Here is a 22804-nt window from a genome sequence, read left to right as displayed (position 1 = left end):
CAAAATTGTATGTTTGCGGAATAATAACCAAATGGTAAGCAACTAACAAAAAGGTGAGTATGAGAAAAAGAACATCCACAAATTTTGAAAATGAACAGTTTTTAGAATTTAACTGTCCGTTTATAACCACATTGAGATTTATTGGCAAGCGTTGGAAACCAGCGGTATTGTGGAAAATTGATAATGGTTTTGTAAGATTTAACCAATTGAAAAAAGAATTGCCTTACATTAGTGATAAGATGCTTTCAGATACAGTTGCTGAATTGGAGGCCGATGGAGTCATTCAAAAGAAAGTTTTTGATGAGATCCCATTACGGGTTGAGTATAGTATGACGGAATTTGGAAAAGGGCTTTTGCCTGTTTTAGAAGAAATGAACAAATGGGGAGAACAGATGATCAAAAAAATTAAATTATAAGATCTGGGAAAGTCCTCTTTAATAAAAAATCTCTGAACATATTGATCAGAGATTTTTAATGAATTTTTGTAGCCTATAGGTTAAATAATACTTTAAAATTGTAAGCATAAATTTTTCTCAAATATCAGTCAAATCAAAGTTTTCTTGACTTTCACTTCTTTTATTTGATACTCTCCCCATACACGTTTTGTCGAAGTTTCGTAGATGTTCCGTGAATTTTCCGTGAACTTTTCGGTGGTAAATTTTCCAAATTTTTCACACGTTTTTCCAAGTGTTAAAAAACTGTTAAAAAAGCAGTAAAAATTTCTGTTAAAGTCTTTAACACTTCCTCGTGCGAAAAAACTGAAAAAGTTAACAAGTGTTAAATTTTATTTGAAATACCCCGAAAAACCTCAAAAACAGAGATTCACTATCAACAGGGAAGTTATACAAACTGTAAGGGTTACACATACTGAGGGTAAACTTACAAAGAATATTTGTAACAAATAAAAAAATCAAATTATGTCTGTAAAGTACAGAGAAATTTTATTGAAAGACGGAGTGAGAGTGACATTGGAGTTCGATTTGATATTGAACGGCAAACGAAGAATGTTCAGACCAAAGATTACGTATGTTCAAAAGCCTAGAACAGCATCAGAACGTCAGGAGCGAAAGGAAAAACGCCAATTGGCAGACAGGATGGCAGCACGAATGGAAGTTGATGAGCTCTATGCCATAACAATGCTTGACAAGGGCTTTCAATGCAATATAGATTTCTTTGATTATTGTAAAGAATTCATAGAAAGAAAAGCACCTCATTGTGAGATGCGAACTTTTAGAGCAATGGTGGAAAAGCTTAGGACTTTCAACAAAGGGAAGAAGTTGCTTTGTTCAGAAATTACCGAAGAGTATTTGATTTCCTTCAAAGATTATCTGAACTCAACATTAAATGGTAGTACCCCGTTCAACTACTTCAAAAAGCTGAAAAGAATCATCAAAGAGGCAACCATTGCCAAGCATTTCAAGACTGACCCTTGCCAGTACTTAAAAAACATCAAAGGAATTTCCGCTCAGAAAGATGTTTTGATGTTGGAAGAAACAATTTTATTATCAGAGACCCACTGTTCCAATGAGAATGTAAAAAGAGCCTTTCTTTTCAGTTGTCTGACAGGACTTAGATTTTGTGACGTGAAAGCACTTGTTTGGAGTAGTGTAAGCAGAGACAATGTCTTGACGATAGTTCAAATCAAAACCAAGGAAAAACTGGTGATTCCTCTTCATCCAAATGCCGTTGATTTATTGGGGAAAAGGAAGAAGTCAGGAGATAGCCTCGTTTTTGATTTGCCTTCTCATACAGGATGTTTGAAAATTCTTAGAAAATGGACGTCTGATGCAGAAATTGACAAGCATATCACTTGGCACTGCTCAAGACATACCTTTGCAACCTCATTGGTTTTTGAAGATGTCGGAATCAATACCGTTTCATCACTGCTAGGACATAAAGACCTGAAACAAACACAAATTTATGTCCGTACCGCTGAATTGTCAAGAACCAATGCCATCAATAAATTACCAAACATATTAGTGAACAAATCCAATAAAACCAATAAACAACGTAGAATCAATGGAAAACAACAAATTTTATAACATGCTGGTAGAAATCAGGAATTTAATGTTGATGAACAAGGAAACGATGAATATCGATGATGTCTCCCTGTATACAGGCTATGAAAAATCATACCTTTATAAGTTGACAAGCGAGAGAAAAATTCCGCATTCCAAACCCGGAGGGAAAAGTGTTTTCTTTCAAAAGAAAGAGATTGATGAGTGGCTGAACCGAAATCCGATAAAGACACGACATCAAATAGAGGAACAAGCCAAACAAATTATTGACAACAATAAAATCAGAAAACATGGGAAAATCAAATAAATTACTTTTCTGAATATCAAAAGACAACCCAACCTCTGATTTTGAGGCTGGGTTTTTATTTGTCCAGAATCGTTACCGAAATCAGGAATGTAATATTCAGCAATCAGAAAAAAGACGGATTTCACCTGATATGCTCCTGCACAATCAAGCATATTGCCATAAAAACCTTCCATTTAGAATAAAAAGAGTATTAAATACCTGATATCAGTAATACCAAACAGTAGTATACAGGTGGGCACAAAACGGACAAAAAAAATTGAGTAGCCCAACTCAAACAAAGTCAAGTATCAAACAAAAAATTAAATCAACATGATGATATGCACTATAAAAATAGAATATGATCCCCAGTGGGCAAATTTCAAATTAGAACTCAGAAAACTGATTGAAAAATTGCCGAAAATAAAGAAAGGTAACCCGAACGATGCCCCACTGTTTTGGATCAAGAATTTGAGAGTAACAACCCGAAATAAGAAACTAATGATTGAGGGCAGCCTTGCGAAGTATTTCAACGGCAACAACATTGAGCCATTCTCTTGGACTGACGTAAGAACAGCAATCAATAAACTTTCTCGGGAAATGGGTTTACCTCTTGAAGAAGGAATTCTCAGAAGAATTGATATTGGAGTAAATCTCAGTGTTGACAGAGATGTAATTGAATATTTCGAAGAAATGATTCATTTGCATCATTATTATAGGATTCGCAAGTACAAAACAACCCTGCGCTTTGAGAATAATTCTCACAAGTTCAATTTTTGTTTTTACGATAAGAAAAAGCTTGTTTTGAATGAGAATAGAAATAAGGAAAAGAAAAATTATGATGATATTGAATTAGTTTCAGAATTTGAGAACCTGATGAGAATAGAGCTTCAAATTGAAGAGAGACTCCCATTGTTTCTGGAAAGGGAAGAGCCTGTAAAAGTTTCTGAATTGTTCTCTCGGGACTTTTGCAAAGAACTTATGAAAAAATGGCTTAGACTCTACAGGCGAATCCAAAAGAGAGGTATTTCACTTTTTCCTTTGGGAACAAAAGGGTTGTATGATTATGAAAGTCTGATAAAAAGAGAATTTATTGAAACACACGGTTGGGAAGTCCTTGATTACAGATTAAATCAATTGGTAAAGCAGGGAAGTATTGACGCCAAAATGAAATGTCAAAAGAGAAAACAATACACTCGTGCTATGCTTGATAAAAGACCTTTCATTTATCAGGAGCATACCAATGAGCTAAATCGCAAAGTGAATTTGATGTTGTTTGATATAATTGTCAATCAGCTTTTCAAAATGTCAGAAACAGCTCAAAAATTAGTCAAGTAGGTCGTTGTTGACCTACTTTGTGCTTTTTAAAAGAAGACAAGGAGAATCAAAGAAAAAATGTCAAATCCTTGAAAATCTTTTTATTGAAGCGAAACAGAGAAAGAAATTAGAAAATTTTCTATCTTTGCAATTCAAATTTTATCGGAAAATAAAAGTGTAAAACTTTTGCTTTTGTCTTGAGAATCTGCAAAATTCGGAGAGATTGTATAACAAACTCTCAAATGTTACAAAATGCAAACAGTTTGAGTACGCTTGTCCCCATAGGGCAAGTGGCTTATCCTGTTTTTATGTAACATAGGCTTTGCAGAGCCTTCAAGACTAAAAGCAAGTGATAACCGCTTGCTTTTCTTTTTTCCAGAAAAGCTGTTTTACGATAGACTTCATCACATCATTGAAGATTAAAACAGTAACAATATGAAAAACAATTATGGTTTTTTCTTCCTTTTATTGAGTTTGACAGTCTTTTGTCAAGGAATGAAAGGACAAGAAACAGAAAAACTGGAACAATGGATTTTTCCAGCCAAAAACAATTTTATTTCCTTGAAATCTAAAACAAATTCAAAAGACTTTTTCAGGATCAACTACTTCAAAATTTCAGACAAGCTTGTCGGCACATCCCTTAACATTGGATTCATGAACTCAGACCCCAGTGCTAAGCTCTTTGAGATCGGGAATGATGAAATTTCATTGATTAGGACAAAAGACGGAGCTTTTGGGGACATGGGTGGAGAGGAACATGATTTTGGGAGAAATAACATTTATTTCAAGCTCCCTACCCCAATTGGAAACACAAAATGGAGCTATGCAGATGATAGTGGAACTATTTACTATGGTCAATGCTATTGGAAAACAGGAAAAGAAAAACTTCTTGTTATTGAAAGGCAGATCGCAGGAAGACAACAATTTCCTGAAAAAACAGTTGAATACTATTCTAAGGACAAGGGACTCATAAAACGTGTAAATATCAACATAAAAACAGGCAAATTCACAAAGTCCTACGCTGTTGAAGAATCAGGATTTGATTCTCAGACGAATATTCAGGATTTTCCGTTGTCTGATTCTGAGAAAAAAAACAAGACCGTTCAATCAAAAAAACAATCAAATATTTCAGAAACAAAGAAAGATAACCTTACAGATATGGAGATGTTGAATGCTGAATACTTGGAACAATATGGACGTTCATGGGATGACTACGAAAGAATGTTTAAACATTTGCCAAAAAGGGAAATCAAAAAAGTCAAGGTATATGATTTCAGAATCGGGAAACATAAAATTGTCAATATGCTTTGGTTTCCACGAGCAGAAGCGATAAACAGACAAAAATATTTTGATAGTAAACACCGAAGCACAATATTTAAATGATGAAAAGAGCATATCAAATACTTCATTGCTTGTTCTTGTTGCTTGTTTTGTCATGCAACAAAATACAATCAAAACAAAATGTTGAAAAATTGTACTCTGAAAAAGTGTACTCTGAAAGAATTGAAGATTGGATTCTACCTCAGAAAGATAACTTTCTTTTGTTTGACTACAAATTTTATGATAAAGGCGGAGTTGATTTTGAAATGAAGCGAAAAGCATACTATATCAAATCAGATAGTTCAAATTTTGGGACAATAGAAGCTGTTTTTATGAATAATATGTTTGTTTCAGGAGAACAATGTTTGTTTCGGACAAGTGAAAAAGACAAGTGTGTTTATTTGTTGAAGTCAAAAAGAAGCCCTACCAAATCATCTCAAACAAAAGAGTATGAAAGTCTAATGTATTTTCAGTTTCCTGCTGATAGTGATACTCTTCGATGGAGTTATTCAAAAGATGACGGAATCTTTAACTGTTCATCATTTTGGCTTTTGAAAGAAGGAAAAGAAAAAGAATTGGTTGTTGTGAGGGAGTTATTTCCCAATAATGGCTCAACAGAACGTTTTGAGAAAGATATTGAATACTACCAAAAACACAAGGGATTGGTAAAAATCAAAATGTTTGGTTCAAAAGATAATTTGGTAATGACACAAAATGTTTCCAAAAGAGGATTTGATCCTGACGCCAAATCAAATAGTTTTTTTGGGGCAACAAGCCAAAATAAATTTTCTGATGAGCGGAAAAAGTCTCTTGCATTTTTGAAAAAGTTCGATGGGAAATATTCGTATGAGGTCAAATTGTTGGAAAATTCTGTTTTGAAGAACAGGCTTGTCAATTTGTTGGGAAATGAAAGATACCATTTTATGAAAGAAACTTGGTCAGTTGAAGGAGGAATAATTGTTGAAAATAACCTGTTTAATGCCTCAGGCTGTGAACAACATAATTGTGATATGACAAATTTTATCATTGTTGTTGATTTGAATAAAAACTTGCTGTATGTCGGATATAGAGTGGATGGGGAGGTTCAGTTGTTTGGAGAAGACAACAATTACCCTAATGAATTGATGGAATTTGAAAAACAATATTAATACGTTTTGACATGAAAATAACATACTTATTTTTGGCTTCAATGTTATTGCTCTCCTGCTCCAAAAGAACAACCATAGAACAGGTAGACTATGATTTAAAGAGTATATTTGAAAACAAGGTAGAGGTTCAGAACCTTGCAATCAGCAAAATTTCTCCCTTTTCTGACAATGGTCAGGAATTAGACAGTGTTTATTTTGACTGCAACGTATTGTTAATTGATGATTTATTTTCAGATGATTTCAAATTCAACAAAGGAATGAATATATCATACCAAAACAATGTGTTTATTTATGACAAATCAAACAGATTAATAGGCTTCAAGTTCAAGGTAGTGGGGCTGGATCAAAAATAAAATAAAACACTCTAGTTTTGACGCTTTACAGCTGTAGATTTGTCAAAGATATGATTTAGGTTCAAAATATGGGAAAAGCCCCTATACGGTGAATCAATGATTTTTTCTAAATTGCAACCATTAAAAACAACAAATGCCATGCGAAAAATTTATTTTACCGCATTCTCCTTGTGTATTTCTCAATTTGGATTTACGCAAATTCCTCAATTACCAACTGTTTCCAGACCACAGGCAAATAGCTTGGGCAACTATTCCAGTTCTGTGTACGGCAGTCCCATGAACGGTAGGAACTCCCAAAGAAATTATGCCCCCTCAATGCCGAGTACATATCAAAAAACCTCGAACTCAGTCGGACAACACAATACCTATGAAGCACAAAGAAGAACACAAAATGATGCTTTTTTGCGTGAAATAGATCGGGACATGGCAGAAGTTCAGGAAATGCAATTCCGTAGTTGGGTAGATAATGGCAGAAAAATGTCTTTTGATTTGCCCTCACTCTCAGGAAAATCAGGAACACAGGCATATAATGATGCCTACAACAAGCTCACAGCAATGGATTCCAACAACTATTCCCTGACAGATGTTAATTTCACTGTAGAAAATGCTTTTTATGACAACAAGCAGGATATATCCAAGCTAAAATCAGGAATCCAAAAAACAGCCAAGCAATTGTTACAAAAAATGCGTGAAAGAAAACAGGACACCGAGAGCCATGTTTCCAAAAACCTGATGCTGTTTGAATATTTTTCTAAGGACATGAATCTGGGAGGAACAATTCACAAAGCTTTTGAGTATGATTTTAATGATTACATGGGTGAAAAGGATTGGAGCAAGATGTTTGTTTCCAAATTGTTAAAAACAGGTTCAGGACAATGTCATTCAATGCCCCAATACTACCTGATGCTTGCAGAAGCAATGGGAACGGAAGCTTACCTGTCATTAGCACCGAACCACTCCTATGTTCGTTTTATGGATGATGAAGGACAATACAGGAACATTGAACTTACCAACGGAATGTTTTCAACAGATACCTCACTACTTGAATCAGGCTATATCAAATCCGAAGCCTTACAAAGCAAAATATATATGGAGAACCTGACTAAAAAGGAACTCCTTGGAATGGCGTATTTTGATTTGGCAAGAGGATACGTTCGCAAGTTCGGTTATGATGAGTTTGTAAACAAGGTCATAGACAAGGCACTGGAACTGTACCCCAACGGAATTGCTCCCAATACAGAGAAAGCAAATGTTGAGCAGGTAAGACTTTTGTCAGGATTAAAAAGATTGGGCATCAATCCTCAAGATAAAAGAGACATTGAAAGAGCAGGATATTTTCCCAAAGCCAATGAGCTGCTTCAACAGCTCCAAGAACAAAACAAAAGGATTGATGAACTGGGTTATGCTGAAATGCCTTCAGATGCTTATGAATCATGGCTCAAAGGACTTAAAACCGAAAAGAACAAGCAGGAGAGTGATGCGTTAGCAGAAAAAATGCGTTTGTACCAACTTCAAAAACAAAAAGAAAAACAACAGCAGGAAGCTGTGAAGAAGGCACAGGAACAGAAGAAAAAAGATGAAAAGCCTAAATATTTCCCGATTGACCCTAATAAATTATGATGAAAAGATTTTTACTAAACAGAACTTTGTTCCTTTCAGCCTTACTCATTGCATGGCTTGTCTCAGGAACTGTCAAGGCACAAAACAATCAGTTTTACAATGACTCGTATCAGACCATTGACAATATGCTCAATGACAAACAGCCGTACAGCTTCAAAGAAGCCGTTTTCAGTGTTGAAAATGCATATTATCAAGGGAAATTAGACTTCGATAAATTGAACGAAGAAATCAACTTTTTAAAGCATTTTGCCACTTCCGTTCTTCAAAGCAGAGATTTGACTTACAAAGAATCTGACAAAGACAAAGTGAGCAAGTATGCAACGGTGTATTCGATTATGTGTCAGACCCTGCCTGTCAAATACAAAGATACCGTGATACAGTACAAACCTTTCACTTATGATTTCACAGATGTGTTCGGTCATAATGATATCACCAATCTTTTTGTGTCAAAACTATTGGCAACCAAAAAGGGGAACTGTAATTCAATGCCGTATCTGTACAAGATTCTGACAGAAGAAATCGGAGCAGATGCTAATTTGGCGTTAGCACCGAACCATGTGTACATCAAGCACAACATCAAAGCAGGAGGTTGGTACAATACGGAGCTTACGAGTGGAATTTTTCCGATTGATGCTTGGCTGACAGCTTCGGGTTACATTCATTTGGATGCCATCAAAAATGGTGTGTTTATGAAAGCCCTGAGCAATAAAGAAAGTCTTGCATTATGCCTGTTTGATTTGGCACAGGCTTACAACCGAAGTTTTCCAGGCAATGATGGAGAATTTGTTTTGAAGACACTCAACAGGGCATTAGGTGTTTATCCTAATTTTGCCAAAGCACTTATCTTGAAGGCTGAAACCCACAAAGAGCAGTTTACAAAGCTGATGGATTTTTATAATCTGAAATCCAACAATCCTCAAAACCTGCAAATCATTCAGGAAAAAGACCCCAAAGCCAAAGAACTTTTTGAGCTGATGAACAAGGAATACGGGCATATATATGATATTGGTTATCGTCAAATGCCTGAGGAAATGTATTTGGATTGGCTGGTTTCATTGAAGACCGAAAGAGAAAAATTTGAAGACAAAAAATTATTAGATAACTTTACAAAATAACAAATGAGAAAATGTTTATTGATTATCTTTGCCATATTGGCAGGATTTTTACAAGCGCAGACGAAGAAACAGACCTCTACAACAAGACAGAAAACAGAGAAGAAATGGGTAAATCCTGTCAAGCTGACCAAAGAAGAGCGTAGCCGTCCTTACATGGACGAAGTTTTGAAAACAAGGGATTCCTTGACGCCAAAGGAAGCAGAAAGGCGTAGAAAAAATATTGCCATTGGAAATCCTTTTGCTAAATATGGGTACTATCCAAAGATAGCAACGCTTAGCAAGGGAAAGTACCTTGAATTTCACGACATGGATAGTATTGTGAAGATTGGCTCTGTGCGATTCAACAGGAAAACAAGAGCTATCACAGAATTTAGGGAGATTGATTTGAGTGACCCTGATGCACAGCCGTATTTGGATACAGCAGGACGTTGGATAAGTCCTGACCCATTGAGTGAAGAATTTCCGAGTTGGTCTCCCTATCATATTGTGTACAACAATCCAATAAGCAATATTGACCCTGACGGAAGAGCAGCGTTTGATTGGGTGCATAACAGGGAAACAAACAGTGTTTATTGGAATCCCAATGCCACAAGTCAATCAACAGCAGGAGCAAATGAAACTTATTTAGGAAAATCCGGAACATATACAGCAGCAGATGGATCTACAACAGCATTAGGTCCGGGCGGTCCAAATGATTATACTAACAATTCTTTATTGGGAGGATTGGGAGTAGTTCCAAACTTAGACCCATTGATTCATGCAGGTGATTCAGCACCAGGATTAAGCATTGCAATGTTTGGAGACTCCAATGCTTCAACAATAAGTTCAATTCCTGATTCAAGAGGAAAAACTCAACTTCAATCACTTGTTGCTGAAAATCCGTTGGTACAAGATGCTGTTGTGGGTGCTGTTACAGGAGGTGCTTTGAATGCCATAATCAGGAGGGCAACACTTGCAACGGAGGCAACAGAGAAGTTGCATGGACTCTATGAAGGAGTAAATGCGGCAGGAGAAGTAAAATATGTTGGCAGGACAAGTCAACCTTTTGCTACTCGATTTGCACAGCATGCTGCAGAAGGAGGTGAAAAAGGTAATCTTTTCTTTAGACAAATAAAAGGAGCTTCTGGCATGACATTGCAACAAGCACGTGTCGCAGAACAAAACTTAATTAATCAATATGGTCTACAAAAAAATGGAGGACAATTAATAAATAAAATAAATTCAATAGCACCAAAATATTGGAGTAGTTTTGGTGTTGCAACACCTTAAAATAAAATGGCAAAAAGAATAAAAACAGAGATTGGAGATATATTCTCAGTGACATTAGACAATGGAAACAAGAAATATTTTCAATATATAGCAAATGATTTGACGCAATTAAATAGTGATGTCATACGTTCCTTCAAAAAAGAATATTTGAGTAATGTACAACCAGATTGGAGTGAGCTACTTTCAAGTGAGATTGATTTTCATGCACATACTATGATAAATATTGGAGTGAAGCAAAAACTTTTTATTCAAGAAGGAAAAAGTATTGTTTATCCTAATATAAAAGCTATTTTATTTAGGGATACGAATGATTATGGTGTTAAGGTTGGTGAAAAACCATTGGAAATTTCTGAAAATTGGTTTGTTTGGAATATCAATGATATCGATTTTACAATTGTTGGGAGACTTGAAGGAGAAAATCGAAAAGCAGAAATCGGCATTGTCATGCCACCATTTGCTATTGTTGAAAGGATAAAGACAGGGAAATTTAATTTTGTTTATCCAGACTTTGAATAGTGAAGGCAAAAACAACAATATTCAATCTGTTTTGTTGGTGGACTATCACCAACGGGAGGTTGGAAAGTTTTGAACACCGTAGTTTGAAAAAGAAAATCTTCAAAAAAACAAACAGAAACAGGCTTATTTTAGCCTGTTTTTTGTTTTTCAATGGAGATTGTTCCTTTTCTGAAAAAGAAGAAATTTCAGAGGATTTCAAGGCTGAGAGCTAGAAAATATTTCCAAACCAATTTCAAAAACAAAAAGGTAACAAAAGGAAAGGAAAATTTTAGAAATCAAAAAGATTTTCGAAATTCGCCTTGTACAAAGCGTGTATGAGAGTTCTTTTAAAATTTCGTGGAGATTCCGTTGACTTTTGGGGTGAAAAAATCCCTGAACCTTGTATTGATCAGGGATTGAGGGGTGTAGTTTAGTAGCCTATAGGGGAATATCACCCAACGACCTATTTAATTAATATTCAATAATTTACATTTTTCTTTTATGAATTGGGGACATTTTGGGGACTTATGCCTTAGTTTGATCTTAATTCTCTAAAGAAATATGTGTTTGCAAAAATAAGGAATTTTTCTATTATTACAAGCAGAGTTAACTTAAATGTGTTGTATTCATATAATGTAATGTTTTTCAAAGAAAGTGTAAAATAAAATCTAGGCGTTCATAAATAATATAATTTTGGCATGGTTTTTGATAATATGACAATTAGAAGGTTAAAAATTATTCTTTATCAAATGGATAATATAACTTGACTTTCATTAATTATTTTGATGAATAAAAATCAAAATAATGTAAAAAACCTATGAATGTTACATTAGCATTGATAGGTTTTTTGCTTTAAAGACGATAATTGATGGTTTTATTGTCTAACAGAGAATTATGTTCTTAAAGTAAAAATTGAATTAAATTATAGTAGAAAAAGAATAATAGATATAAAATTTAAGATAGATTAAAGACCTTTTGAATGAGAGGGTCTTTTTTTATACCCAAAAATTTATTATGTAATGATAATTAATAAATAAAATAATATAAAAATGAACAAAAACATTGAAAATTCAAATGTTATTACTGCGCTTACACAGTTCTTAGCAGCTTTCTCTTCAGTGAATACTTCTGACGAGAAAATGAATGTAATTCTTTCTAAAATAGAAAGTATTGAAAAAGTATCTTCAAATGCGGAAGAAGAATATTTATTAACGAATGAAGTATGTAAGATTACGAGAAAGTCAAGACCTACTATTATTGATTGGCGTAAAAAGGGTATTCTAAAACCTTTTGGTAAATCAGGGAGAAATTATCTTTACAAAAAAAGTGATGTGTTGAATTTTATTAGTAATTCAGGGAAGTTTTGTAACGCTTAACATGTTTTGAACAAACAAATTTTAATTAATACACCAAAATCAAATGAAATATTATGAATAAAATCTTAACAAATTATTCTAAGCCTGATATAATATGAGGTTTTAGAGTTACAATCAATAAAAGTCTGAACATTCTAGGCACTTTCAGACTTTAAAACGAAAATTTTAAAGTTAGTCTATAATCTGCAATGGAAAATCCCTTTGTATAGGGTTTCTATTGCCTAAAAATTAAACAATTATGTTCAGGCATATATATTTAAACGAATTAAAAGAAACGGGAGCTAATGCTCCTGTTTTCATTAAAAATAGTGATGTGAATTTTTTATATAACCTTAAAACTGCTTAAAATGTTAGATAATATAAAACTACAATTCAAAGATAAAACCGTTGTAGAAAAGTGGTTAAATGCTAATGGAGATAAATTTCCTAAAATACAGAGAAAACACATCACTACAAATGTTACAGAATCTAAAGAAAAAACTTTAGTAGAAAAATGGTTAGATGTATTTAAGAATAAAATTCCAGCTTTGCAGAAAAAGAAAACAACGGAAAATAAAGCCTCATTTACTACTTATCCTATAATAGCTGATATAGAGAATCTAAAATTAAGAATAAGCGAAAAAATAGCCGTTTTAGAGGGTTCTATACATAAGTATTTTAATCATTTAATGCATAATGATTTAAGCAGTAGGGGTGATGATGATTACAGTCATTTGGAGGATAATAATTATAATGATTTTTACCATACGCAGATCTTACAGGCATTGGAAACCTTAAAGGAATTTTTTGAGGGACTGGATTTAAATGATGCGACCATAACAGAGCTAGAGTTCGGTTTCAATTTAAAAGTGGAACATGATCCAGATCATTATATCAACTATAATTTTCTGTTGTATGATTATAAAGCTCCAACAAGTAACTATAATGATGCTAATACAGGCTTTGTAAAATTCTTACATAGTAAATTTGGATTTAAGGTATACAGTAAAAAGAAACAAAAACAGTTACATACTAATATTATGAGGGTAGAGATTGTTTTAAAGTCTAATCATTTAAGAGAATTGGGAATAACCCAGTTTGATGATTTACTTGCTGATAGGAGTATAGAGAAATTGTACGCATATTTTTGTGAGAAAATGGATAATTTTATTTTGACAGATAACAGAAACCAAAAAGAAGGTCTTGCAGAAAATGTAAAACAAGCGATTGGAAATTATTTAGAGCCCTCATTTTGGCGTGATTTGAAAGGTAAGCCTAATATTAACAGGGTTAAACAAGCATTTCAAAAGTTATTGGCTGATAATGATATGTTGCGAACAAAAGCCTATTTTAAAGACCTTTTAGATAGGAAATATGAACAGCTATTTTATGGGGTGGTGGATGATGATATACAAGATATAGAATAGTATAAATGATTGATTATTCAAGAATGTATATAGTGAAAAACCAATCGTTTGTATTATCATAAAATTAAAATGATTGGCTTTACCTGTCTAAAGTAGAACCAATCATTTTTTAGTTAAAAATATTAAGCGTAATTATTGTTTAGTAAAAATCAAGTCTTTTGTTTCTGGAAGATAAATGTTAATATCTGTTCCTTGTGGGCATTTACTATTATCAAGAATTATATCGTTAGGTCGATATTCCCATGAAAGTTGTGTAGAATTTATCTTTTTTAGAATTATTTTCCCCCAACCGACACGACAATTTGTACCACTATAAAAGAATATAGCAGAATTATCATAAGGTTTTGTTCCTATACTGTAAAGGTTTATTGAGGGAATATTATTATTCTTGGTATCTTGCAAAACAATACCAGAAGAATTTTTAATAATATACTTTATGTCTAAAATATCTGAATAATAGGTTTTTTGTGAGCTTTTTTGTACTTTATTTTCAATTTTTGTGATATATAGGATTATATTTTTCCCTTGAAAATTAGCTTGAAATGCTCCAGTATATGAATTTAGTTCATTATTTAAATCTTTTAAATAAGAATTAGCAGGAATTTCATTTAAAGAAGTGTTTAAAGGGAGTGTTGTTTGTGCTTTACAAGATAAAAAGCTTATTAAAAGACAAAAAAGTATTGTTGTGTTGATATTTATTGTTTTCATATTCTATTATTTAAATTTATTATGAACAAGTTGTTGAAATTGGTTGGTTACTGCTGCTTAATCCTATGATTTTAACTGTACCATCATTTTCGATTCTTTGTAAATTAACCTTTCCTTCTAGTCCCATGTTTTTTAATGTTTCTAAAAAAAGTTTTTCAACACCTAAATTATTGATTGAGCCATTACTGTCCATGTAAGTCATTCCATTTTTTGCTTTATCTGTTAAATCACTTTCAATCTTTATATAATCAAGAATATAACCATCTATTTGGTCTTGCGAAAAATTAGTTAAAGCATCCTGATAAGTTCCATTAAACCAAATAACATAATGCATGCCATTCGGAGCAACCATTCCAACAAATGCATTATTTACATTTAAAGGATTAGAAGTAGGCTGTGCCCTTGCAAAACCTAATAACTGATCTATATCTGGTGGTGATAACATTGGTATTCCTGTTGGAGTATGGTTGTGATAACCTCCTGCATAACCTGTTTTATCTCCGAAATTTACACTGTGGGCTCCACCACTGATTGTTGGTGAAGGAGTGCCGTCAGGTTTAAATTTCACACCTAGTTCACCTCCTTTAGGAGCTTGTTCTTTTAGTTCATCGATTTTCGGCTGTACTCCTGCTTTCAAAAGCATATTTTGTGTTCTTTCACAAGGATTATGAGATTCCTGAGGATATGGATAACCGCTTCCGCTTCCGCCTCCGCCTCCACCAGGATTTCCGCCACTTCCTCCAGTAGAGCCTCCACAATCGCCATTCACTTCTACACTTTGACAAGGTAAATAAGGACCTGTACTTTTACATCTTGTTTCGTTATAAACAAAGGTTTCACCTGCACTTCCATCATTATTAGTCCATGTCCATGTTATTTCAGCAGTATAGCATAAAATTCCTTTACTATTTTGAGAGGGTGTATCTACAATTTTCCCAGCCAATTGATTTCTTTCTTTAAAAACCAAAGTATTGAAAAATTCGTTTGAACCTCTATCTTCTTTTCTTTTAAAAAAGACTCTGTCACCTTCCCTATATGCTACAAGAATAAAGCTTACTTTGCCATCTTTAATAACTGGAGCCTCTAAGAAACTTTCATCGAAAGTTCCCATTGTGAGCGCGTAATCCCAGTTTACAGTCCCAAAGCTTGTTGTAAAGTAACTTTTATCTGCATATTCATCAAAAACAGATTTTACATTTTTGATATACTTTTCATCTTCTTTCCAAAGGCTTTTAGAAGTGTATTCTTGATTTGGGTTTTCTGTGGTTACAGAAGATATATCATCATGAATACAGGAGTACATTGACGTTGCGAATGCTATTATTAAAAATAGTCTCAAGATAATTTTTTTTCTCATAGATGTTTTTGGATTTTGTAAATTAAATAAATTTTCCTTAAATGTGTTTTCATTTTTAATAATTGTTTTTCATATTGTTATGTTTTAAATTAATGAAGTGAATTTTCAGCTTGCAATTTAAAAAAATCCTTGGTTCAAGGAGTAAGTGTTTTCCCCATATTTTGAATTAATACCTTTCTTTTTTACAAATCTACATCTGCGGGGCGACAAAACTTGACGTATTAAAATAAATTTTAATTATTTATCTTTTCTTTCTTAAAATGCTTTTTCAGCAAATTAATAGTAAGTTTCACCCCTAGCATGAGGTAATAAATGCTACCTACATACAAAATAAGGAACGCAAACAGTGCCATAATAAGCGATACATCATCCCAAATACTGTATGGTCTAAATTTGATTGCTGGAAAACAACTTGTTTGCACTTGTAATTTTAGTATCATTTTGCGTTGTTAAAAGGATTTTTCCCCTCACGCATAAAAACTGTTCCCATTTTTTGATACTGAATAGTTTGCTGTTTTACGCACACTGTATAAATTCCACTTCCAAAACCATTTTGCGCTCTGATTATGGTTACTTCTTTTTCATCAACTCCGTTGTCAATAGCTACAAACTTTTTAAGACGGTTGTTTTTAAGTGGCTCTTTAAAATCCTTTGGCAACTCACACTCTTTAGCGGTTTGAGATTCTTTCGGCTTTTCTTCTTGTGCAAAATAAAGAACTGGTAACGTGAACATTAAAGTAAAAATTAATTTTTTCATAATATTTAATTGTTTTAAAAGTTAATTTGTAATATTAGTAGGCTTATAATTCCCATTATTAGCAATAGAACTCCCATACATCCACTTTGCGAGCTGTTGTTTGTATAGGTTGTAGGGGATTTGAATGTATTTTTTTCAGCATTGTATTTGTTGATAATACCTTGAGGATTTAAACCACTCATAAATAATGGCTTATTCCCTATCTTTTCTTCAAATACTTCGCAACATTCTTTTGCGTAAATGTAAATTGTCGGGGTAAACATGAGACGGGCTATTGCTCCGTCAAGGGGATATTTGTCTTCTCTCCAAAATGCAATATCGCCTTTTCCACCAATCATTTTGTAAGCATTTATCAAATGCGGATTGGGTTTTAGGTCGCCAAACATAACGTTTTTATGGAAGTCCTTGTTAAGAAGGTGTTTTGTTTTGCTTACAAACTCCCAGTATTTCATGTTTGGCTTTTTCTCGCTCCATTCAGTCTGGTTATAGCTTATCTCGGCTTCCATGAAAAGAGTTGTAGCAATCTCTTGAAAGTTCTTTTGTTTTTCTAATTCAATGATTTTGTGTAGATACCCCATTTTATAATGTATTATAAACGACAAAAGCGTGGAACTGCACGCTTAGTAGAAGAGGTATTTGGCTTACCTACACACAAAAGCAGAACAGCCCACGCCAATCGTGGGTGTCTGACTTTTGCTTAGTGTGTTTTAAAATCGCCAAATTTTCTTCTACAAAGCAATAAGTCTTTACACTTATTTTCGTTGATGTTATTCTAAAATAGCCTGATAGCTTTTTAGATAAATTTTTCTATATCAATAATTAAACCGTTTTAAATTTCATGAATTGCAAAAATGATAAAAAATTCCGATACCTCATTACAGAACTAAAATTATTTCTTAGTCTTCTTCAAAATATATTCCTGTAATGATTCGACTTCCCATTCTTCATTCTTTGAAGAAAATCTTACATATGATGTATGCTCATAATTTTTATTTAGTGTTTGCTCTTTCAAAAACTCTAACATTTTATCAAGTGATTTATCGAAAAGTTCATCACTTAATTCTCCACTCAATTCAAAATTATAAGTAGTGTTATTATCCAAAATAGCATTAATTCCAAACTTAATAGGCTTTTTTATTACTTCATCCTTTGTTATCTGGCTGTATTCCTTATTTTTAAGTTTGTTCTTTGTATAAATGAAAATTGCTTTTAATGATTCCCAAACAACATTTTTTCCAATATGTTGTAATGTTTGACCTAAAAAGGGTGAAGCCAAAACAAAAAAGGCTTCAAGCGAAAAGTCTGTAAGTGAATTTGTAATTTGTCCATTATGGCTGATTGGCTTAAAGTCAACACCTATATTGCTAAATTGTTCCTCAATGAATTTTAATTCCTTTTCATCTAATCCACCTAAATATCTAAATAAAACTTTGTTGTCTGATGTATTTTTTGTCATTTTAATTTTTTTCTAATATACTTAATATATCTCCAATAAAGAGGTATCTATACAAAAGTACCCCACCATAAGGCAAGTTTTTGGTAATACCCCCACCTGTTGAAAGTCGGTCAAAAGTTTACGGACAGTCTAAAAACCTTGACACTTTTTTTGAATATTTTTAGACTACAATCCAAAGTTAGAACAGGTTTCGAGAGATTTTCTACGGATTCAAAATATTTTTGCTATTTCATTGAATATCACCCTATTTTTATAACATTTGGCATAGTTTTCGACTACTATAAACCAACAAAAAACCCCGTCAATACTGAGAATATTGAGCGGGGATGTGTAAAATTTTAACGTGTAATTAAAACTTATCTACAATGACAAAGTTACAAAATTGTTTGGAGGACTTCCAAATCTATGTCGGTACTTATGGCAAGTACAATTTAGGAAGCATTTACGGTGAATGGCTTCAATTATCAAACTATTCAAGTTATGATGAGCTTTTAGAAGCTATGCAGGAACTACACCAAGACGAAGACGATCCCGAATATATGTTTCAGGATTATGAATGTAGTCAGTTCTTTATCAAACAAAAGCTAATCAGCGAATGCCATCTTTCAGTAAACATTTACGAAATAGCCGAACAAATCAATAATTCAGATTATGATTTCGAGGTTATAGAAGCCTATGCGGAGTGTATGAGTTATTATCATGAGGACGTAGGAGACCTTTTAGATAGCCTTTCGGATTCATATTATGGTGAGTACAGTTCGGACGAGGATTTTGCGCAGTGTACTTTAGAACAGGACGGCTCAATTCCTGAAAACTTACCCTCATACATCTGTATTGATTGGGAAGCAACCGCCAGACATTTGATGTACGATTATATGAGTTCTAACGGGTATTATTTCAGAAACTAATCACAATAACAATCTTTGCACCTTGCTTAAATGTAGGGTGCTTTACAACAATTTAAAGCATGAAAGCACGATATATTAGAGTTTCCACAGGAGGGCAGAACACCGCAAGACAGGAAGAGAAACAGTCAGAGGGCGAAAGAATATTTATTGATGTTGTTAGCGGTTCTACTCCCTTTAAGGATAGAACGCAGGGAAAAGAGCTTATAAAAGCGATTGAAAATAATGAGATTAGTTACGTTTCTGTAAGTTCTATTGACAGGCTCGGAAGAAACCTGTATGACATCATTACGACTCTGGAATTTTTCAAAGAAAAGGGCGTTATTCTTAAGGTAGATAACCTCGGAATAGAAAGTTTGATTAAAGGAAAAGAGAACCAGGCATTCAAGCTCATCATTTCTGTTATGGCTAACATTGCAGAAATGGAGCGGGAAACCATTTTAGAGCGTCAACGGGAGGGAATAGCACCTGCAAAGGCTAAGGGTATTTATAAAGGACGTGAGAAAGGTTCTACAGAAAGTATAGAAGATTTCCTTTTCAAGTATAAAGAGGTTATTAAAAGCCTAAAGAAAGGAAACTCAATACGAGATACGGCAAAAATATGCTCGGTCAGCATTGGAACAGTTCAGAAAGTAAAAAATAATATCTGAAGTGATGAGGGTTGACCACTCAACGAAGATGTAATTTTCACTATCGACAGATAAGAAAGGAGGTAAAGATAGCTGTTTTTACTATCGGAGTATGGTAGTGCTTTTATTATTCTATATAGCTAATATGGTACTTAATTTAGTTACCTGTTTATTTTTCAAAATAATAATATCCAGCAATTTTTAAAGTTTTGAATTTCCATAAAAGAGCCTGATTCATGCAATTGCAATAGTCAGGCTCTTAAAGTATCTAAACTAGTATATATGATTGATTATTCAATGATGTATGTGTTGAAAAAGCGATCAAAAGTTTGATAAACAACTCATAAAAAAAACTGATTTCTGTGGTGACAAATATCAGGCTCTTAAAAATATTTATATAAATGAATGTTTTTGTTATTCCACTTTTTCAGGATCTTTCTTGACATTCCAATGTGAATGTAAATTTTCGGCTACCATTTCTTTTGAAAAATTAACATATTTCTTAAAGGATTTATAGTCTTTATGTCCTGTAATTTTTCTAATGAGTTCTTCATTCATTCCTAATGTTAAAGAATTGGTTATAAAAAATGATCTACCATAATGAACTGTAATAAATTTATTTGCAGGTTGCTCTAAAATAATGTTATTACCGCCTGAGTGCTTTGTAAACTTTACAGTGTGAGTAAATTCTATCTCTTCAAACAAATCTTTCAATATTCGGTTACATGTTTGATTTGGTGGAACATTCATTTTACCAAAATGCTCGAATTGAGCATCTAAAATTGCCTTTGCTTGTGGAAGTAAGGGGATCGTTAAATTTTCCCTCGTTTTCTTAATGTGTAAATTCAAAAATTTGTCATCATAATCGTTTTTAGTGATTAATGAAATATCAATATAACGGAGACCTGTATAACAACTTAGAATAAAAATGTCTCGTATGCAATTCTTTAACTCATTCTTAAAATTTTGTGTTCTAAGTTTTTCGATAACTTCTGCCGTTAATACAACTTTGTCAGTTTCATAGCTGGGTAAATCAAATTGCTTGTAATCAGTAGTGTTATGATAACCTCTTTTATACGTCCAATTTAGAAAAGCTTTCAGATTTTTACAGTATTTGTTAATTGTGGAGTTCAAAAACTCTTTTTCAATCAGATAATTTTGAAAGTAGTCATTAAAAACCAAATTAAATGATTGCATATTGACATTATATTTTTTTTCTTTTTCAAATTCTAAAATTGTCTTTTTTAGAGTGTTATATGCCTTTATAGTATTTTCGGACGAAATAGGAGTTTTTAATTTAATAAACTCGTCAATTACGTTTGAAAAAGAACGATTATCTGTATTTGTGTGTTCAGGATTGATTTTTCTATCAAATTCATTTCTGAATAAATCTATTGTTAAGTCTTTCCTGTCCCTTAAATAGTCCCTCTCAATTTCATTAATAATATGTTGAATGTTTTCTAGTTTCAGATTTTTGTTTTCGGAATTGGGTGCTAATGGTTTTACTTTAGTTCCGCTCCATTGATTTGGTTTGACCTTTACACCTGTTGAGCGTTTTACTCTTGAACCATTAATTATTATACTAAAGTGGATTAATGTTTCATCTTTAGATTTTGGTTCTTTCAAATAGAAATTAACATTCATATCAAATATTTATTTAAAGTTAAAAATAATTTTGAGATAGAATATTAATTTAAAAAGAATGGGGACATCTTAGGGACAAAAAATGCTTTATGTGACTTTACATTACTTTATGTTGTTAAAAATAAAAACCCCTGATAAACATTGTTTAAAAGAGGTTTTTAGCTAGTATTGTGTAAAGCTATGTATAGCTTTCGGTAGCCTATAGGGGAATCGAACCCCTGTTGCAAGAATGAAAATCTTGAGTCCTGACCACTAGACGAATAGGCCAAATTTTGAGGTTGCAAAGGTAGGAATTAACTCTTTAACCTCAAAATTATTCTTTTAAATTATTTGTAGACTTTCTGTATTACCGTGTTTTTGATGCCTTTAGCTTCAAGTTCTTTTTGAAGTTTCACAGCATCTTCTAACGTGTAAACCTTTCCATAAGTGTAATAGAACACGCCACTGTCTTTCTCTCTTTCCACGTCTTTCAGGTTCTGAAGGATGTAAGAATTACCGTTCAGTTTATCACCGGAATATACTTCTATCGTATAGTAGCCCATGTTAATCCTTTGATTAGGCATAAAACCTACTGCAAAAGCATTTCTGAATCCGGCATCCTTAGCTGTTTTAAGATTGATATCTTTCACAGAAGCCATATTCGTTACAGCATAGTAGTATTTATACTGACCGTTTTCTTTAAGAGTAAGAATATAATTAAGGCCTTTCAAAGCAGGGTCGTTTTCATTGTATTTCGTAGGTGAACTCATTAATAGAATTCTGAAATCATTTTTCAAAGGAACTTCTGCTGGTTTTTCCGGTTCCGGTTTTTTTACCGCAAAAGAACCGCCTGATTTTCTGTCGACTGCCTTTTTATAATCAATGATTGCATTATAGATACTTTCTGCAATCTCAGTCTGTCCTTTGTCTGAAGCAATATAGTGGCTTTCTTCCGGATGGTTGATGAACCCGGTTTCTATCAATACAGACGGCATGGCATTCATACGGAGAACGTGAAGATTCTTCTGGAAAACTCCTCTTGAAGATCTTTTATCTTTATTCACAAAATTATCCTCTACTAATCCACCTAAAAGAAGACTTGATTCCAAATACTTACTTTGCTGAAGTTTCAAAGCAATTAATGATTCCGGAGAATCGGGGTTATAAGAACCGAAGGTCTGCTTATCTTTTTCATCCAGGAAAATTACGTCATTCTCTCTTTTGGCAACCTCAAGATTCTCATTATTTTGGTTAGGGCCCTGTACATACGTTTCTGTACCATAAGCTGTAGGTCTTTGGGAAGAATTACAGTGAATAGATACAAAAAGGTCTGCTTTACTCCTGTTCGCCAGATTGGTTCTGTCAGATAGAGAAGGATACTCGTCAATTTTTCGGGTATATATTACTTTGAAATCCCTGTTTTTTTCTAACATGGCCCCTACTTTTAACGTAATGGCAAGAGTAATGTCTTTTTCTGCCACTCTTCCAATGTCAGAATAAGTCCTGTTCGCTCCATGATCACTTCCTCCGTGTCCCGCATCCAGAACGATAGTAAACTTCTTTTGAGAGAAAATAAAGTTGCTGGTAAGGATGAGGAGAAATGATAAAATTATTTTAAAATTTTGTTTGTGCATCTTACAGTTATAAAA

General features: G+C 33.3%; 22 protein-coding genes and 1 tRNA gene. 15 read left to right on the top strand and 8 right to left on the bottom strand.

What is annotated here, in order from left to right; translation table 11 throughout:
• The first annotated feature begins 59 nt into the window (after window positions 1–59).
• The 13 genes from CLU97_RS01270 to CLU97_RS01205 all read left to right on the top strand — a co-directional run bounded on the left by CLU97_RS01270 (window position 60) and on the right by CLU97_RS01205 (window position 13720).
• Entirely contained in the window at window positions 60–416 is a 357-nt protein-coding gene (locus CLU97_RS01270; RefSeq protein ID WP_121486343.1) for a winged helix-turn-helix transcriptional regulator, read from the top strand.
• 501 nt (window positions 417–917) lie between these two features.
• Window positions 918–2042, top strand: a complete 1125-nt coding sequence (locus CLU97_RS01265) for a site-specific integrase (RefSeq protein WP_121486342.1) — start codon at window positions 918–920, stop codon at window positions 2040–2042.
• Window positions 2020–2325 (top strand): helix-turn-helix transcriptional regulator, encoded by a 306-nt coding sequence (locus CLU97_RS01260; RefSeq protein ID WP_121486341.1) that lies wholly within the window; start codon window positions 2020–2022, stop codon window positions 2323–2325. Before CLU97_RS01265 ends, CLU97_RS01260 begins: the two co-directional genes overlap by 23 nt.
• Before the next feature lie 309 nt (window positions 2326–2634).
• Window positions 2635–3639, top strand: a complete 1005-nt coding sequence (locus CLU97_RS01255) for a phage/plasmid replication protein (RefSeq protein WP_121486340.1) — start codon at window positions 2635–2637, stop codon at window positions 3637–3639.
• Between the two features lie 540 nt (window positions 3640–4179).
• A complete protein-coding gene (locus tag CLU97_RS01250) occupies window positions 4180–5001 on the top strand; it encodes a hypothetical protein (RefSeq protein WP_147436408.1) in 822 nt (273 codons plus the stop codon).
• Complete coding sequence (locus CLU97_RS01245; protein WP_121486338.1) at window positions 4998–6086, top strand: hypothetical protein; 1089 nt, start codon at window positions 4998–5000, stop codon at window positions 6084–6086. The genes CLU97_RS01250 and CLU97_RS01245 overlap by 4 nt, the downstream gene beginning before the upstream one ends.
• Window positions 6087–6097: 11 nt before the next feature.
• A complete protein-coding gene (locus CLU97_RS01240) occupies window positions 6098–6439 on the top strand; it encodes a hypothetical protein (RefSeq protein WP_121486337.1) in 342 nt (113 codons plus the stop codon).
• Between the two features lie 138 nt (window positions 6440–6577).
• Window positions 6578–8059: a hypothetical protein gene (locus CLU97_RS01235; protein ID WP_147436406.1), complete on the top strand. Its 1482-nt coding sequence runs from the start codon at window positions 6578–6580 to the stop codon at window positions 8057–8059.
• A complete protein-coding gene (locus CLU97_RS01230; RefSeq protein WP_228437447.1) occupies window positions 8056–9174 on the top strand; it encodes a hypothetical protein in 1119 nt (372 codons plus the stop codon). The genes CLU97_RS01235 and CLU97_RS01230 overlap by 4 nt, the downstream gene beginning before the upstream one ends.
• A gap of 3 nt (window positions 9175–9177) precedes the next feature.
• Window positions 9178–10443 carry a hypothetical protein gene (locus CLU97_RS01225; protein ID WP_121486335.1) on the top strand — a complete coding sequence of 422 codons (1266 nt, stop codon included), beginning with the start codon at window positions 9178–9180 and terminating at the stop codon, window positions 10441–10443.
• A gap of 6 nt (window positions 10444–10449) precedes the next feature.
• Window positions 10450–10959, top strand: coding sequence for a hypothetical protein (locus CLU97_RS01220; RefSeq protein ID WP_121486334.1), 510 nt, complete (start codon window positions 10450–10452; stop codon window positions 10957–10959).
• 1028 nt (window positions 10960–11987) lie between these two features.
• Window positions 11988–12314 (top strand): helix-turn-helix domain-containing protein, encoded by a 327-nt coding sequence (locus tag CLU97_RS01210; RefSeq protein ID WP_121486332.1) that lies wholly within the window; start codon window positions 11988–11990, stop codon window positions 12312–12314.
• A 347-nt stretch (window positions 12315–12661) separates the two neighbouring features.
• The gene (locus CLU97_RS01205) at window positions 12662–13720 is read left to right on the top strand and encodes a hypothetical protein (RefSeq protein ID WP_121486331.1); all 1059 of its coding nucleotides are present in this window, start codon (window positions 12662–12664) and stop codon (window positions 13718–13720) included.
• Window positions 13721–13852: 132 nt separating this feature from the next.
• On the opposite strand, the gene CLU97_RS01200 is transcribed toward CLU97_RS01205, so the two are convergent.
• The 5 genes from CLU97_RS01200 to CLU97_RS01175 all read right to left on the bottom strand — a co-directional run bounded on the left by CLU97_RS01200 (window position 13853) and on the right by CLU97_RS01175 (window position 17998).
• Window positions 13853–14428, bottom strand: a complete 576-nt coding sequence (locus CLU97_RS01200; protein ID WP_121486330.1) for a DUF6705 family protein — start codon at window positions 14426–14428, stop codon at window positions 13853–13855.
• A gap of 19 nt (window positions 14429–14447) precedes the next feature.
• Window positions 14448–15785 (bottom strand): hypothetical protein, encoded by a 1338-nt coding sequence (locus tag CLU97_RS01195; RefSeq protein ID WP_183084491.1) that lies wholly within the window; start codon window positions 15783–15785, stop codon window positions 14448–14450.
• Between the two features lie 436 nt (window positions 15786–16221).
• On the bottom strand, window positions 16222–16542 hold the full coding sequence (locus CLU97_RS01185; protein ID WP_121486327.1) for a hypothetical protein: 321 nt from the start codon (window positions 16540–16542) through the stop codon (window positions 16222–16224).
• Window positions 16543–16556: 14 nt separating this feature from the next.
• Complete coding sequence (locus CLU97_RS01180; RefSeq protein WP_121486326.1) at window positions 16557–17120, bottom strand: hypothetical protein; 564 nt, start codon at window positions 17118–17120, stop codon at window positions 16557–16559.
• 311 nt (window positions 17121–17431) lie between these two features.
• Entirely contained in the window at window positions 17432–17998 is a 567-nt protein-coding gene (locus tag CLU97_RS01175; protein WP_121486325.1) for a hypothetical protein, read from the bottom strand.
• A gap of 365 nt (window positions 17999–18363) precedes the next feature.
• Here CLU97_RS01175 and CLU97_RS01170 point away from each other — a divergent pair, with 365 nt between their 5' ends.
• Both CLU97_RS01170 and CLU97_RS01165 read left to right on the top strand, forming a co-directional pair.
• On the top strand, window positions 18364–18906 hold the full coding sequence (locus CLU97_RS01170; protein WP_121486324.1) for an antirestriction protein ArdA: 543 nt from the start codon (window positions 18364–18366) through the stop codon (window positions 18904–18906).
• A gap of 59 nt (window positions 18907–18965) precedes the next feature.
• Entirely contained in the window at window positions 18966–19553 is a 588-nt protein-coding gene (locus CLU97_RS01165) for a recombinase family protein (protein WP_121486323.1), read from the top strand.
• A gap of 393 nt (window positions 19554–19946) precedes the next feature.
• On the opposite strand, the gene CLU97_RS01160 is transcribed toward CLU97_RS01165, so the two are convergent.
• From CLU97_RS01160 to CLU97_RS01150, 3 genes are all read right to left on the bottom strand, one after another.
• Window positions 19947–21176 carry a phage integrase SAM-like domain-containing protein gene (locus CLU97_RS01160; RefSeq protein WP_121486322.1) on the bottom strand — a complete coding sequence of 410 codons (1230 nt, stop codon included), beginning with the start codon at window positions 21174–21176 and terminating at the stop codon, window positions 19947–19949.
• Window positions 21177–21371: 195 nt separating this feature from the next.
• A tRNA-Glu gene (locus tag CLU97_RS01155) sits at window positions 21372–21443 on the bottom strand.
• Window positions 21444–21502: 59 nt separating this feature from the next.
• Entirely contained in the window at window positions 21503–22789 is a 1287-nt protein-coding gene (locus CLU97_RS01150; protein ID WP_183084490.1) for an N-acetylmuramoyl-L-alanine amidase, read from the bottom strand.
• Between the last annotated feature and the right edge of the window lie 15 nt (window positions 22790–22804).

This window comes from Chryseobacterium sp. 7, from assembly GCF_003663845.1.
Lineage (GTDB): Bacteria > Bacteroidota > Bacteroidia > Flavobacteriales > Weeksellaceae > Chryseobacterium.
The sequence above is the reverse complement of the archived record's forward strand: the minus strand, read 5'-3'. Positions and strand labels throughout refer to the sequence as shown.